17 protein-coding genes are annotated in these 14528 nt (G+C 69.1%); 6 read left to right on the plus strand and 11 right to left on the minus strand.

Annotation, left to right across the window (positions count from 1 at the left end; genetic code table 11):
* The 4 genes from phnC to CQ042_RS09975 form a co-directional block, all read left to right on the plus strand.
* Nucleotides 1–836: phosphonate ABC transporter ATP-binding protein (gene phnC / locus CQ042_RS09960; protein ID WP_219844840.1), on the plus strand; the 836-nt coding region annotated here is incomplete at its 5' end.
* Entirely contained in the window at nt 820–1662 is an 843-nt protein-coding gene (gene phnE / locus CQ042_RS09965; protein ID WP_105670330.1) for a phosphonate ABC transporter, permease protein PhnE, read from the plus strand. The genes phnC and phnE, both read left to right, overlap by 17 nt.
* A complete protein-coding gene (locus CQ042_RS09970; RefSeq protein ID WP_105670331.1) occupies nt 1659–2426 on the plus strand; it encodes a tyrosine-protein phosphatase in 768 nt (255 codons plus the stop codon). The genes phnE and CQ042_RS09970 overlap by 4 nt, the downstream gene beginning before the upstream one ends.
* Nucleotides 2427–2431: 5 nt before the next feature.
* The gene (locus CQ042_RS09975; protein ID WP_258132226.1) at nt 2432–3055 is read left to right on the plus strand and encodes a TetR/AcrR family transcriptional regulator; all 624 of its coding nucleotides are present in this window, start codon (nt 2432–2434) and stop codon (nt 3053–3055) included.
* Here CQ042_RS09975 and CQ042_RS09980 read toward each other — a convergent pair.
* From CQ042_RS09980 to CQ042_RS09990, 3 genes are read right to left on the minus strand one after another with little or no spacing between them, the layout of a single operon-like run.
* Entirely contained in the window at nt 3042–3479 is a 438-nt protein-coding gene (locus CQ042_RS09980) for a VOC family protein (protein WP_105670333.1), read from the minus strand. The two genes, CQ042_RS09975 and CQ042_RS09980, sit on opposite strands and share 14 nt — an antisense overlap.
* Nucleotides 3480–3517: 38 nt before the next feature.
* Complete coding sequence (locus CQ042_RS09985) at nt 3518–3868, minus strand: TraR/DksA C4-type zinc finger protein (RefSeq protein ID WP_105670334.1); 351 nt, start codon at nt 3866–3868, stop codon at nt 3518–3520.
* Between the two features lie 49 nt (nt 3869–3917).
* Nucleotides 3918–6464, minus strand: a complete 2547-nt coding sequence (locus CQ042_RS09990; protein ID WP_105670335.1) for an MMPL family transporter — start codon at nt 6462–6464, stop codon at nt 3918–3920.
* 70 nt (nt 6465–6534) lie between these two features.
* Here CQ042_RS09990 and CQ042_RS09995 point away from each other — a divergent pair, with 70 nt between their 5' ends.
* Nucleotides 6535–7107 (plus strand): TetR/AcrR family transcriptional regulator, encoded by a 573-nt coding sequence (locus CQ042_RS09995; protein WP_105670336.1) that lies wholly within the window; start codon nt 6535–6537, stop codon nt 7105–7107.
* Nucleotides 7108–7123: 16 nt separating this feature from the next.
* Here CQ042_RS09995 and CQ042_RS10000 read toward each other — a convergent pair whose 3' ends face one another.
* The 6 genes from CQ042_RS10000 to CQ042_RS10020 all read right to left on the minus strand — a co-directional run bounded on the left by CQ042_RS10000 (nt 7124) and on the right by CQ042_RS10020 (nt 11957).
* Nucleotides 7124–7459: a cupin domain-containing protein gene (locus CQ042_RS10000; protein WP_105670337.1), complete on the minus strand. Its 336-nt coding sequence runs from the start codon at nt 7457–7459 to the stop codon at nt 7124–7126.
* Between the two features lie 158 nt (nt 7460–7617).
* A complete protein-coding gene (locus CQ042_RS20440; protein WP_181157523.1) occupies nt 7618–7773 on the minus strand; it encodes a hypothetical protein in 156 nt (51 codons plus the stop codon).
* On the minus strand, nt 7770–10100 hold the full coding sequence (gene purL, locus CQ042_RS10005; protein WP_105670338.1) for a phosphoribosylformylglycinamidine synthase subunit PurL: 2331 nt from the start codon (nt 10098–10100) through the stop codon (nt 7770–7772). The genes CQ042_RS20440 and purL overlap by 4 nt, the downstream gene beginning before the upstream one ends.
* Nucleotides 10101–10179: 79 nt before the next feature.
* Nucleotides 10180–10641, minus strand: coding sequence for a type II toxin-antitoxin system RelE/ParE family toxin (locus tag CQ042_RS10010; RefSeq protein ID WP_105670339.1), 462 nt, complete (start codon nt 10639–10641; stop codon nt 10180–10182).
* Complete coding sequence (locus CQ042_RS10015) at nt 10638–10880, minus strand: ribbon-helix-helix domain-containing protein (RefSeq protein ID WP_105670340.1); 243 nt, start codon at nt 10878–10880, stop codon at nt 10638–10640. Before CQ042_RS10015 ends, CQ042_RS10010 begins: the two co-directional genes overlap by 4 nt.
* A 123-nt stretch (nt 10881–11003) precedes the next feature.
* On the minus strand, nt 11004–11957 hold the full coding sequence (locus CQ042_RS10020; RefSeq protein WP_105670341.1) for a YafY family protein: 954 nt from the start codon (nt 11955–11957) through the stop codon (nt 11004–11006).
* A 108-nt stretch (nt 11958–12065) separates the two neighbouring features.
* Between CQ042_RS10020 and CQ042_RS10025 the strand changes: the two genes are divergently transcribed.
* Entirely contained in the window at nt 12066–12524 is a 459-nt protein-coding gene (locus CQ042_RS10025) for a VOC family protein (protein WP_105670342.1), read from the plus strand.
* A gap of 34 nt (nt 12525–12558) precedes the next feature.
* On the opposite strand, the gene CQ042_RS10030 is transcribed toward CQ042_RS10025, so the two are convergent.
* Nucleotides 12559–13311 (minus strand): SGNH/GDSL hydrolase family protein, encoded by a 753-nt coding sequence (locus tag CQ042_RS10030; RefSeq protein ID WP_105670343.1) that lies wholly within the window; start codon nt 13309–13311, stop codon nt 12559–12561.
* Nucleotides 13308–14483, minus strand: coding sequence for a DUF4185 domain-containing protein (locus CQ042_RS10035; RefSeq protein WP_181157524.1), 1176 nt, complete (start codon nt 14481–14483; stop codon nt 13308–13310). Before CQ042_RS10035 ends, CQ042_RS10030 begins: the two co-directional genes overlap by 4 nt.
* Between the last annotated feature and the right edge of the window lie 45 nt (nt 14484–14528).

The following is a 14528-nucleotide window of genomic DNA, read 5'->3' on the forward strand; positions in this document are numbered from 1 at the left end:
CGCCCACACCCCCGGTTCCTGAGCGAGCGCAGCGAGACGAAGGGCGCACTCCCACCGCCGAGCTCCGTCAGACGCTCCCCCTCGCCACCGTGCGCGGACTGCAGGTCGCGTACGGAGAGAACACCGTGCTCGACGGGGTCGACCTCGACCTGTTCCCCGGCGAGATGGTCGCCCTGCTCGGCGCCTCGGGGTCGGGCAAGTCGACGCTCATGCGCAGCCTCACCGGGTTCGCGCCGATCGCAGCCGGCTCGGTGCGCGTGGCCGGGCACGACGTCACGAACCTCGGCCGTGGCGAACTGCGGACCCTCCGCTCCGAGGTCGGTCAGGTGTTCCAGCAGTTCAACCTGATCCCACGGCTCAGCGTCCTGACCAACGTGCTCACCGGAGCCCTGCACGGCGCCGGGCCGATCAACCTCGCCGGCGGGTTCTCGACCGCACACCGTCGACGGGCGCTGGAGCTGCTCGACCGGGTCGGCATCGCCCACAAGGCGTCCGCCCCTGCACGCTCGCTCTCGGGCGGACAGCAGCAGCGGGTCGCGATCGCCCGGGCGCTCATGCAGCAGCCGAAGGTGATCCTGGCCGATGAGCCGGTCGCCTCGCTCGATCCGAAGCTCGCGGGCTCGGTGCTCGACCTGCTGCGGGAGATCGCCACACAGGACGGCATCCCCGTGCTGGTGAGTCTGCACGTGCTGCCGCTCGCGCTCGCTCACAGCGACCGGATCGTCGGGCTGCGGCACGGCGAGATGCTCGTCTCGGGCGTGACCTCGCAGCTGGATGCCGCGGCGCTCGAGTCGCTGTACGACGACGAGGAGCACGGCGATGACCACGACCACTGAACCGCGAACCGAACGCGCGACCCGTCCCGCGCTCGACCCCGCGGAGCGCACCCGCCTCGAGTCGGCGTTCCGGGTGCCGCGTGCCCGCTTCCTGATCGGTCTGCCGGTCGCCGTGCTGGTGCTGATCTGGTCGTTCAACGGCGCCCAGTTCAACTTCGTGAAGCTCGGCGAGGGTGCGATCAACATGGGCGAGTTCCTGTCGCGCCTCTTCCCGCCCGACTTCTCGAAGATCGGCACCATCCTCGCTCTGCTGTTGGAGACGTTCCAGATGGCCGTGGTCGGCACGGTGCTCGGGGCGGTGCTGTCGCTGATCGTCGCGTTCGGGGCCACGTCCACTCTCGCGCCGAAGTGGCTGTACTACCCGACGCGCTGGGTGATGAACATCATCCGCTCGGTGCCCGATCTGGTGTTCGCGCTCATGTTCGTCTCGGCCGTGGGGCTCGGTCCGTTCGCCGGCATCCTGGCCATGACGCTCGGCTCCATCGGCTCGATCGGCAAGATCTTCGCCGAGGCGATGGAGCAGGTCGACCGCGGACCGGTCGTCGCGATGGAGGCGGTCGGCGCCTCGAAGCGGCAGGTCATCCAGTACGGCATCCTGCCGCAGGCCGCACCGCTGCTCACCTCGTACACACTGCTGCTGTTCGAGGGGAACGTGCGAGGGGCGACCATCCTCGGTCTCGTCGGCGCCGGCGGCATCGGCCTCGAGCTGACGACGGCCATGCGCATGTACGACTACGGCCACCTCAGCGCCATCATCATCTGCATCATCGTGCTCGTCACGGTCATCGACCAGGGCAGTGCCCTCATCCGAAGGAGAATCACATGACCATCATCGACACCGGACTCGTCCTCAGCGCGCCGGTCAATCTGCGCGACCTCGGCGGCATCGCGATCGACGGCGGCGTGCTCCGCGAAGGTCTCGCCATCCGCACCGACGACCTCGCATACGTCACCTCGGAGGTGGCAGACGAGCTCGTCGCCCGCGGCCTCACCGCGATCATCGACCTGCGCTCGCCGCTGGAGGTCTCGGTCACGGGACGCGGCCCTCTCGGTGAGCATCCGGTCGCGTACCACCACCTGCCGCTCATCGCGGATGTGGGGGAGTCGATGGGCGAGAAGGCCCCGACGCTGAGCCACGAGGCCATGGGTCTGATGTACCAGCGCATGGTCGAGAGCGCAGCGCCGCAGCTGGTGATCGCGCTCAACGTGATCGCGCACACCCCGGGAGCTGCGGCCTTCCACTGCGCCGCCGGTCGCGATCGCACGGGAGTTCTCGCGGCCATGCTGCTGCTCGCGCTGGGCGCGGCAGACGACGACATCGTCACCGACTATGCCCGCACCGGCGACAACATGGTCGCGATCATGGCGCGCACCGCCCCCGTGATGGGCGCCATGTGGAAGGCGCTGGGCTTCGACGCCGACGCTCTCGACAAGTCGTCCTCCCTGCTCGAAGGCTCGATGGACGTGTCGATGCGCAGCCTGCTCGACACCCTCCGCGCACAGCACGGCGACCCGCTGACGCCGCTGCGCGCCGCGGGGCTGTCCGATGCCACGATCGCCCGTCTGCGTGCACGGGCGCTCGCCGCGTGAGCACGATGACGACGGATGCCGGGGCCGCGGTTCGCCGCCGCCCCGGTCGTCCGCGCGATGAGGAGATCGACGGGCAGATCGTCGCGGCGACACTGGAGATCATCGACGCGGGCGAGGAGGTCACGGTGTCGCGGGTGGTGGCTCGCAGCGGGGTGAGTCGGGCGGCCCTGTATCGGCGCTGGCCGTCGCTCACGCTCCTGATCGCCGCCGCGCTCGACGTCGGGCGCGAGGTGCCGCCGGAGTACCCCGCTGATGCCGACCTGCACGAGGTGCTGCTCGCCGGTCTCGGGCTCGGTGCCGACGGCGTCGCCCCCTCGGCACCCGGATACTCCGAGGAGCGGTTCCGGCAGCGCATCCGCCTGGTCATGGCTGATCGTGCCCTGCAGAGGACGTACTGGGAGTCGCACGTGTCGCGGCGACGGGTGCCCCTGCAGAACGCACTCCGCACGGGCATCGCACGGGGCCAGCTGCGTGCCGACCTCGACATCGAAGCCTGCTTCGACGCCATCGCGGGGGTCGCGTACTACCAGCTCGTGGTGCGAGGCGACCGGATCAGCGATCCCGCGGTCGTGGCCCGATTGCGCGCCGCGATCGAGGTGATCTGGCGCGGGATGGTCAGCTCTTCGTGAGGTCCTGTGCGAACATCACGAGGATGCCGCTGGGGCCGCGGAGGTACGTGAGCTTGTAGACGTCCTGGTAGTTCGCGACGCTGCGCAGCGGGTGGTAGCCGTGGCGGGCGGCGATCGCGAGTGACTCGTCGATGTCGTCGACCGAGAAGGCGATGCGGTGCATGCCGATCTCGTTCGGCTGCGTCGGTTCGGTCTCGATCGCGTCGGGGTGGATGTACTCGAACAGCTCGATCTGGCCATGTCCGTCGGGCGTCTGCAGCACCGCGATCTTGGCGTGGTTGCCGTCGAGACCGACCGCGGTCGACGCCCACTCTCCGCTGACCTCGTCGCGCCCGAGCACGGTGAGGCCCAGGTCGGTGAAGAAGGAGATGGTGGCTTCCAGGTCGCGGACGGCGATGCCGACGTTCTCGAGGGTGATGGGCATGGGTGGGATGCTACTCGCGTTCGTCGTCCCCGTCAGGGCTATCTCCCGAGCTTCTCTGCGCAGGTGACGCAGTACTCGGCGAACGGTCGAGCCTCCAGGCGCCCGGCCGGGATGGGCTTCCCGCAGTGGGCGCAGATCCCGTAGGTGCCGGCATCCACCCTCGCCAGCGCATCGTCGACCTGGCGCAGTTCGGACGCTGCGGCCTCGGCGAGCCCGGTCAGCCGCGACCACTCCGACGACAGCGTGACGCCCTCGGGGTCGTGTTCGTCGTCGTCGTTCGAGCCCGCCCGGTCGTGAGTGAGTTCGTCGAGCGTCGCGGCCGTCGCCTGCACCCGCGCCTCGGCCTGAGCGCGCAGTGCGAGCAGGCGGTCACGGGCGTCGGCGGTCATGCGCCCACTCTAGGCAGCCCCGCCGACGTCCGGGCCGGCTGAGCAGGCGTCAGGCGGAGGTCCGGGTCGTCGGCACCGAGTCGGTCGTGGTCGGAACCGCCACGGCCTTCATCCCGGGGTGATCGCGTTCGAGTGCCGCGCCCTCCATGTCGACGTTCGGCAGGATGCGGTCGAGCCAGCGCGGCAGCCACCACGCCGAGCGCCCGAGCAGGTGCATGAGCGCGGGCATCAGCAGCATCCGCACCACGAACGCGTCGAGCAGCACACCGAATGCGAGGCCGAATCCGATCGAGCGGATGATCGTCGACTCCGAGAAGATGAACCCGCCGAACACCGACACCATGATGAGGGCGGCGGCGATCACGACCGAGCGACCGGCACGGAAGCCCTGGGCGACGGCATCCCGCGCCGAGGCCCCGTGCACATACGCCTCGCGCATGCCGGAGGCGAGGAACAGCTGATAGTCCATCGCGAGCCCGAACAGGATGCCGACGAGGATCACGGGGAGGAAGCTCAGGATCGGCCCGGTGCTGTGCAGTCCGATGATCTCGGCACCCCAGCCGAATTGGAACACCGCGACGATCAGGCCGTACGTCGCGAACAGCGACAGCACGAACCCGCCCGTCGCGATGAGCGGCACGAGTAGCGAGCGGAACACCACGATCATGATGAGGAGCGAGAGTCCGACCACGACCACGAGGTACAGCGGCAGGACTCCGGCCAGTGCCTCGGAGATGTCGATGTTGATGGCCGCCTGACCCGCGACGCCGAGGGTGATCCCGTCGTCGATCGCCGGCATCGTGCGCAGTTCCTGCACGAGCTTCTCGGTGGATGCGCTGTTCGGGCCCTCTTCGGGCACGACCTGGAACGCGAGGAGCGTGTTGTCGTCGGATGCGGCGATGGGCGCGACCGCCACCACGTCATCCTGATCAGCGATGGCCTGGGCGATCGTGACCTGCGTGGAGAGCAGGTCGTCGTCGCTGACCGCGTCGTCGAGGGTCGCGGTGACGAGGAGCGGTCCGTTCGCGCCTTCGCCGAACTGCTCGTCGACGGTCTGGAAGGCGCGGTAGCTGGTGGAGTCGCTGGGCTCGCTCGATCCGTCGGGCAGTCCGAGTCGCATCGACATCGCCGGGATCGCGATGATCAGTAGGGCGACGACGCTCACGAGCGCGGTGACGATCGCGCGGAGGGTCGACATGCGCTTCACGGGCTTGCCCGCGGCATGCTCCTGGCCGATCGTGGTGCGGGCGCGACGGCTGAGCGGGCGCGTGCCGACGAGTCCGAGGATTGCCGGCGCGAGGGTGATCGCGACGAGCACGGCGACCGCGACGCAGACCGCGCCGACCGTGCCCATGAGGCCGAGGAACGGCACGCCGGTCACGTTGAGCGCGAGCAGTGCGACGATCACGGTGGTGCCGGCGAACACGACGGCCGTGCCGGAGGTGCCCGTGGCGAGGCCGATGGATTCGCGCACCGGGACGCCGGCGAGCAGCTGCTTGCGGTGTCGATTGACGATGAACAGCGAGTAGTCGATGCCGACCGCGAGGCCGAGCATCACCCCCAGCACCGGGGTCACCGAGGCCATGTTCACCACGCCGGAGAAGGCGAGGGATGCCGTGACGCCGACTCCGACGCCGACGATGGCCGTGACGATCGGGAGGGCGGCGGCGAGGAGCGAGCCGAGCATCACGATGAGGACGATCGCGGCGAACACGAGCCCGACCGCTTCGCCGACGCCGAAGATCTCCGGCACACCCTGCGCGATGTCGGTACCGAAGTCGACCTCGACGCCGTCGATCGGAGCGGACTCGAAGTGGTCGATCGCACCCTGCTTCACCTCTTCAGAGAGCTCGAGGCGCGGGTCGACGAACGAGATGTTGACGATGGCGGTCGATCCGTCTTCGGAGACCACGCCGATGCCGTCAGCCAGGTCGAGGAGGGTCGAGCCCTGCTCCACCTGGTCGGCGTTGTCGTCGAGCGTGAGGCGCGACTCGTCGAGCTGTGCGTTCTGCGCCGAGACCTGGGCCAGCTGCGCGTTCAGGGCCGCGATCTGGGCGTCGAGAGCGGCGAGCTGGGCGGAACCGGCACCGGCCTGCTCCGCCTGGGTGCGGGCTGCCGTGAGCTGGGCGAGGCCGGCGTCGAGCTGGGCGCGTCCGTCGTCGAGCTGCGTCTGCGCGGCATCCAGCTGGGCGCGGCCGTCGGTGATCTGGTGCTGGCCGTCGGCGAGTTTCTGCGCCTGGTCGTCCTGCTGCTGCTGTGCGTCGAACGGATCGATCACCCGGGCGACACCGTCGAGATCTTCGGCGCTCATGGCCAGGTCGGAGATCGCCTTCTTCTGCTCGTCGGTGAAGGGCGATCCGTCTTCGGTCTTGTACACGACCGTGCCCGTGCCGCCGGCGGTGTCGGGCAGCTTGTCGGCGAGTTCATCGATCACGGCGCCGGAGGCGGTGCCGGGGATGTCGAAGCTGTTGCTCAGCGTGCCACCGAGGGTGAGGAAGGCGCCGACGCCGATGCCGAGGATCAGGACCCACGAGACGATCACCGTCCAGGCCTTGCGTGCAGCGAACGAACCCAGACGGTAGAGCAGTGATGCCACAGTGGTCTCCTTCAGACTCGAAAGATCATACGGCACGTCTCGTCTAGAGATCTTTGACTATCCTGAGTGCATGGTCAACGAGCATCGGAGCGGGCCCGTGCGCAGCACCGCGGCACGCGAGGCGATCCTCGATGCGACCTCACGACTGTTCCACGCGCAGGGGTACGACCGGCTCACGATCGAGGGCATCGCCAAGGAAGCCGGAGTCGGCAAGCAGACCATCTACCGCTGGTGGCCGTCGCGGGGCGCGCTGATCGCCGACTGTCTGGTGGACGGGCGCCTGATCCCCGTGGACTTCGATGTGCCGGACACGGGAGACCTGTTCGCCGATGTCGAGACCTGGCTGCAGTCGGTCTTCGGGATCCTTGCGAGCACGCAGGGGCAGGCGCTGCTGCAGTCCCTGGTCGCGGCCGCCGCGGAAGATGCCGCGGTCGGTGCCCACCTCGGCGGAAGCCTCGGTGTCGAGCAGCACCTGTCGGAGCGGCTGCGAGGGGGGATCCGCGACGGTCAGCTGCCCGAAGATGCACCGATCGCACAGATCGGCCGCGCGATCCTGGGCGCGATCATCGTGGAATCGCTGGGCCGCGAGAGCAGCGGACCCGAGGGGATCATCGCTCTGACCCGGTACCTCTTCACCCGCTGAGTCCTCTCGGGGGGCCTCAGCGACCCGACTCCTCGAGCCACTCGGTGACGAAGCGCTCATTCGCGTGGATGTGCGTGGCTTCGTATGTGCCGCCGTCGAGCACCTCGAAGCGATGCGCAACGAGTGCGGGAACGACGAGGATCTGCCCGCCGACGCCCACCACCTGCTCCTCGCCGACCGTGAACAGCGCGCGGCCCTGGTGGATCAGGAACGTCTCGGCGTACGGATGCCGGTGCAGACGCGGTCCGCGCCCCGGCGTCGTGATGAACTCGCGCATGATGCTCACGGGCGAGCCCAGCAGGTATCCCTCGACGTCCTCGTCGCGGGTGATGTTCGTGGGCTGGATGGTCATGGTGCCTCCGTTCCCGCCCGAGGGTACGCCTGCGTCGCCGATGGCGCGAGCGTGCTCTGGACGTTCCGCCGTTCCGCCGATCTGTGAACGAGGTGTTCACAAACTGACGACTTCGTCCCGCAGGCTCGCCCCGGGCTGGTGACAGCCCAGACTGAGCGTCAGCCGAGGAGCAGCGTGAGCACCGTCGCGCCGCCACCACCGAGGATGAGCGCGATGATGACGGTCCAGGCGATGATGCGGATGCGCCGGTTGCGCTTCTCGCCGAGGTCGCCGTAGTCCTCTTCGTTCGGGTTCTGCCGGCTCACGTCGCTCATGCGCTGAGCTCCGTGACCGTCGGACCGAAGTACGAGGGGAGCGTGGCCTGCGAGCGCTCGCGCAGCTCGGCGGCCGACACGGTGAAGACGCCCTGCACCTCGAGCTTCGCGCCCTCACTGTCCGTCACGCCGATGCGCATCACCGGGTAGTCGCGTCCCTCGCAGAGGCCGCGGAATTTCACATCGTCTTCGCGGGGCACGGTCACCAGCACGCGGCCGGTCGACTCGGAGAACAGGGCGGATGCGGCATCCACTCCGTCGCGTTCGATGATCTCGTTGAGCCAGACGCGGGCGCCGACGCCGAAGCGCATGACGCCCTCGGCGAGAGCCTGGGCGAGACCGCCCTCGGAGAGGTCGTGGGCTGAGGAGATCAGCCACTCGTCGCGGGCGGCGGAGAGGAGGCCCGCGAGGCGCTTCTCGCCCGCGAGGTCGACCTTCGGGGGCAGACCGCCGAGGTGCTGGTGCACGACGTCGGCCCAGGCCGAGCCCGACAGCTCGGTCGAGGTGGTGCCGAGCAGGTAGATGTTCTGGCCCTCGTCCTGCCATCCGGAGGGGATACGACGTGAGACGTCGTCGATGATGCCGAGCACGCCGACGAGCGGGGTCGGGTGGATCGGCACGTCGCCGGTCTGGTTGTAGAACGAGACGTTGCCGCCGGTGACCGGGGTGCCGAGCTCGTAGCATCCGTCGGCCAGGCCATCGACCGTCTGACCGAACTGCCACATGACCTCGGGGTTCTCGGGGGAGCCGAAGTTGAGGCAGTCGGTGATGGCGGTCGGCACGGCACCGGTGACGGCGACGTTGCGGTATGCCTCGGCCAGGGCCAGCTGCGCGCCCGCGTACGGGTCGAGCTGGCAGTAGCGGCCGTTGGCGTCGGTCGAGACCGCGAAGCCGAGACCGGATTCCTCATCGACGCGGATCATGCCGGCGTCGTCGGGGAAGCTCAGGGCGGTGTTGCCGAGCACGTAGTAGTCGTACTGGTTGGTGATCCAACTCGTGTCGGCCAGGTTCGGCGAGGCGACGAGATTCAGGAACTGCTCGCGCAGCGTCTCCGGGTCGTTCGAGCGGGGAAGGTTCTCGGCAGCATCGGCCTGCAGGGCGTCGATCCACGTCGGGTACGCGACCGGACGGTCGTAGACGGGGCCGTCGACCGCGACGGTGGAGGGGTCGACGTCGACGATGCGCTCGCCCTGCCAGTCGATGATGAGGCGTCCGTCGCCGGTGACCTCGCCGAGCACGGAGGTCTCGACCTCCCACTTGTCCACGACCGCGAGGAACGCGTCGAGCCTCTCGGGCGCGACGATCGCCATCATGCGCTCCTGCGACTCCGACATGAGGATCTCCTCGGCCGTGAGCGTGGGGTCGCGCAGCAGCACGTTGTCGAGTGAGACCTTCATGCCGCTGTTGCCGTTGGCCGCGAGTTCGCTGGTCGCGCACGAGATGCCGGCGGCGCCGAGGTCTTGGATGGCCTCGACGAGCTCGCCGCGGTACAGCTCGAGGCAGCACTCGATGAGCACCTTCTCGGCGAACGGGTCGCCCACCTGCACCGCGGGACGCTTGGTCGGTCCGGTCGAGTCGAAGGAGTCCGAGGCCAGGATGCTCGCGCCGCCGATGCCGTCGCCACCCGTGCGGGCACCGAACAGGACGACCTTGTTGCCGACGCCGGTCGCATTGGCGAGCTTGAGGTCTTCGTGACGCAGTACGCCCACCGCGAGGGCGTTCACGAGGGGGTTGGCCTGGTAGACGGAGTCGAAGACCGTCTCGCCGCCGATGTTGGGCAGGCCGAGGCAGTTGCCGTAGAAGCTGATGCCGCTCGTCACGCCGTGCACGACCCGGGCGGTGTCGGGGTGGTCGATCGCGCCGAAGCGCAGGGCGTCCATGACCGCGACCGGGCGCGCGCCCATCGAGATGATGTCGCGGACGATGCCGCCGACACCGGTCGCCGCACCCTGGAAGGGCTCGATGAACGACGGGTGGTTGTGCGATTCGGCCTTGAAGGTGACGGCCCAGCCCTCGCCGACGTCGACGACGCCCGCGTTCTGGCCCATGCCCACCATGAGGCGTTCCTTCATCTCGTCGGAGACCTTCTGGCCGAAGCGGCGCAGGTAGTTCTTCGACGACTTGTACGAGCAGTGCTCCGACCACATGACGGAGTACATCGCCAGCTCGCCCGAAGTGGGGCGGCGGCCGAGGATCTCCTTGATGCGCTCGTACTCGTCGGGCTTGAGTCCGAGGGCCGCGTACGGCTGCTCCTTCTCGGGCGTCGCGATCGCGTTCTCGACGGAGTCGGGGACGTGCTGGGGGGAAGGTGCAGGGGCGGTGGTCACGCGCACTCCAAAGGAAGGGGCCGGCGGGGCATGCTCAGTCTACCGGCGCAGGTGAGGCGGCTCTCCCGTGGGTGCGGAGTCAGATCTGGTCGGCACGGATTTCGTCGAGGACCTTCGCGGACGTCTCGGTGTCCTGCTGTGGGAGGTGTGACAGAGCGCCCTTCTTCGTAGGAAGGGTGACTCTTCCGGTGCGCACGAGTCGCGACCACGCCGCGTCACGATCACCCGAGGCGAGGGCGGCGGCGATATCTCTCCGGGTATGAAGCACACGATGCACGCGCACGGAATCCGGGTCGTCGGTGTAGATGACGATGTACGGGAACCGCAGCAGAGTGAAGGCGCGGATGTCGGGAATCTCGGTCACCAGCTCGAAGCGGGCCGATCCGAGCGAGGGGTATGCGGTAAGTCGACCCATCGCATGCTGGAGGTCGTCGATGAACTCGAGCGCGACCTCCGACCCTGCGTCACCGAGATAGCGGGTGACCGCGCCGGCGATGTCCTCGTCGGCCCGCCGAGTCGTGACGAGACGCTGCGGGGTCACGCGTCGGGCGCGTCGGCGTGGGCGCGGTCTCGAAGGCGATCGAAGTATGCCTGGTCCACCACAGAACCTGGCCCAGACGTCATCCCGTCGATGACGAGCGACCGCAACTGTTCGCGAGACTGCTCGTGGCGAATCAGCTCACGCACGAACTCGCTGCTGTTGCTGTAGCCGCGCTCGGTCACCTGGGCTTCGACGAAGTCCTTCAGCGCGTCCGGAAGAGAGATGTTCATCGTGGCCATGCCCCCACGCTAATACCGATGGCAAAGTTTGTCATAAGGACAGCAACCCTGATTCTCGCCACTGATGCCGCCCCGTCATGGCCTAGTTCCAGGAAATGGGGAAAGGTCGTGAAACTCGACGATTCAGGAGGACGAGTCGCACGCCGCGGCGAAGCGCTTCGCCAGGGCGGTCGCCGCCTTCCGCAGCGCCGGCGGTCCGACCACGGCGAAAGCCGCATCGAAGCGTGCGACCGAGGCGAGCACCCCTGTCCACGACCACGAGCCGACCGTGACCAGGCACGAGCCGTCGGCGAGCTCCTCCACCTCGCCATCGCCCACCCACGGTGCGACCTCGCGGGCGGGCAGCGCGATCACGACCTCGCCCACGCACGGCCAGCGGTCTTCGGCCGCCGAGCCCTTCGCCCGAGCGGCCAGATACGTCGCGGCATCCGTGGCGGGAAGCGGACGCGACGTGAACGTCGGTCCGGTCGGGATGCGCGGCTGCATCCGATCCAGCCGGAACGTGCGCCAGTCGGCAGCCTCCAGGTCCCACGCGAGCAGGTACCAGCGTCCCTCGCGGGCGACCACCGCGTGCGGTTCGGTGCGACGGGCCGGGCGGTCGGGGTCGGAGCCGTAGTCGAAGCGCAGCACCTGGCGGTCGCGGACAGCTGCGCTCGCCGCCTCGAGCACCGCCGGATCGACGCGCACATCGGCGGCGGCGCCCGAGAACCGGATGCCGTCGACACGGTGCCGCAGTCGCGAGGGCATCACCTGCCGCACGGTGGCGAGCGCCCGCGCCGCACCTTCCTCGATGTCGATCCCGCTCGACGGAACGGTCTGCAGTGCCACGGCGATCGCGACGGCCTGGTCATCGTCGAACAGCAGCGGCGGCAACTCGGATCCGGCTTCGAGGCGGTAACCGCCGTAAGGGCCCTTGACCGCCTCGATCCGGTAGCCCAGCTCCCGCAGCCGATCGACGTCGCGGCGCACCGTGCGCGGGCTGACCTCCAGCCGCTCGGCGAGCACATGGCCCGGCCACTCGCGCGGTGTCTGCAGCAGCGACAGCAGCGCGAGCATCCGGGACGAACTTCCGATCATGTGATGCAGTCTGCCCGTAGTAGCGGACAGAAACCGACCGCTACCCCTGTGATCGTCGTCATCGAAGCGGTTCCGACTGGCGGATCGCAGCGAAGAAGGAGACACCACATGACCATCACCACCACGACCCACCTGAACTTCCGCGGCACGGCTCGGCAGGCGCTCGAGTTCTACCGTTCCGTGTTCGGCGGCGAGATCACTGCCGCGACCTACGGGCAGTTCGGCATGCCCGAAGGGGTGCCCGGCTTCGACAGGATCGTGTTCGGGCAGCTCGAGTCGGCCGACGGCATCCGCCTGATGGCCTACGACATCCCGGGCACGGACGACGCTGACCCGGCGGCGACGGCGGGGACCACGCACCGCGAGAACGGGGCGACCATCACCGATCGCACGTTCTTCCAGTCATTGCGCGCCGACTCGTTCGACGAGATCCAGCGCTACTGGGACGGCCTGGCCGAGGGCGCGACGGTCATCGAACCGCTGGCGGCCTCGGCATGGTCGGCGGGCTTCGGCATGCTCACCGACCGCTTCGGCGTGACCTGGGTGCTCGACGTGCAGGCCGGCTGACCGTCGGCGGCCTCCACACCGCGACGGCCGCGCATCACGCGGGTGGCCACTGCGGATGCCGTGCCACGGCCACCCGCGCCGCCAGATCCGTGAGCACGCGAGACCCGGAACCGGCGGCCACGGACCCACCGGCACCGCCGAACCCGACCGCCTCGGCCCACCCGAGCGCGAGCAGGGCATGCCCCGCGGCGCTCGGGTGGAACGCGTCGTCGAGCAGCCCCCACGGCGTGCCCTCGTTGCCCGGGCCGGTCCCCGCCGGGAACTCCGCGAACGCGGCGTAGTGGTCCACGACCACCACCCCGTCCCGCGCGGCCGCATCCCGGATCGCCTGCGCGAACTCGCCGATGCGTGCCCGGTCGGGGGCGTGCAGCAGGTCGACGGTCGGCGGCGTCTGCAGCACGGGCACCGCCCCGAGCTCCCGCACCCGCCGCACGAACTCCGTGATCGACTCCGCGAACGCCGACACCTCGATCACCGGGTCGAGCCACTCGGTGGTGCAGTCGTTCGTGCCGATCATGAGCGTCACCACGTCGGGCCGCCAGCGCGTGACGCGACGGTCGAAGTCGCCCAGGATCAGGTCGGCCCGCCACCCCGTGATCGCCGTGTTGATCACGGCATCCTGCACCCGGCCGGCATCGCCGCGGATCAGCTCGTGCAGGTGGTCGACGGAGTTGCGAGCCCCGCGCGTGTGGATCAGCCCGTGCGTGATCGAGTCGCCTGTGAACACCCAGGTGACCGGCGCCCCGGAGGCGAGGAGCCCCCGGAGCGCCGCGCGGTCGTCGGTCAACGGCTCACCTGCAGCTGCACGTCGATGAACCGCGGCCGGTAGATCGAGGCGTCGTCGTACACGTCGCCGACATTGTCGAAGGTGTTCACGTTGTACGACACGAGGATGCGGTTGCCCTGCCGCAGATTCGGATGCTCGTGCGCGTTGTAGGTGAACACGTCGGGGTCGCCGTAACTGCCGAGCGCCCCCGTCTCGGGTGTGCGGTACAGCTCGACCGGATCGGTGAACGGTCCGGTGGGAGAGCAGGACATGCGCGCGACGATGCGGGTGCTGAACAGCTCGGACGTGTCCTGCGTCACCAGCAGGTAGCCGTCGCGGAAGGGGGCGACACTGAACTCGTTGGCCACGGACGGCACCACGGGCACGGCATCCGTCTCGGCCCCCGACCAGGTCGTGCCGTTCCAATACGTCCACGTGCCCTTCAACCCGTCTTCGCCCTGCACCTTCGCGACGTACGCCGAGCGCACTCCGCCGGGGTCGGCGATGCCGTAGATGTAGGTCGTGCCGCGTTCTTCGAGCGTCCAGGATCCCCAGTTGATGCCGGTCGCGGAAGGAAGATCCACGATGCCGTCGAGCTGCAGCGTCTGGCCGTCGAGCGTGGCGAGGCGGTTCGCCGTCCACGCGAAGTCCCACTGGCCGGTGCCGGTGCGCGCGAACTGCAGCAGCGGTACCTGCACGGTGCCGTCGCGGCCGGGTGTCGGGTCGCCGATCCAGTACCACTTGCCGTCGGGCTCGGGCGGGATGATGCCGGCCGGGTCATCCGGGGTGCCGCCCGTGATGGTCGAGAGCCCTCCGCGGCGGTCCTGCACCACGACGGAGTTGTTCACGAACGGGGAGTCGGAAGGACGGGAGCCGTCGGGGTTCACGGTGCCGAGGAAAGTGTCCGAGAAGAACCAGCCGGTCTTCCCCTTGCCGAGCGGCAGCGAGTAGGTGCTGTCACCGCCGGTCCACGCGCCGCCCGTGTTCCCGTAGGTCGTGAACGTGTCGGTCAGTCCCTGGTTCACGCTCGATGTCGCCGTGAGCGTCTTGTCTACCAGCGAGCACTGACCGGGGCCATGTCCGTTGCCGTGCCCGCCTCCGGCGGGAACGGCCGCGCTCGCCGGGGCGGCGAACAGGGCTCCCGCGCAGAGGGATGCGGCGGCGAGCCCCGCCGCGATCATGCGTCTTCTCATCTCGATCACTCCTTCGTGTTCGTGTGGGGTACAGCGTGGTCCTGC

It is taken from the genome of Microbacterium sp. MYb62, assembly GCF_002979475.1.
Classification (GTDB): domain Bacteria; phylum Actinomycetota; class Actinomycetes; order Actinomycetales; family Microbacteriaceae; genus Microbacterium.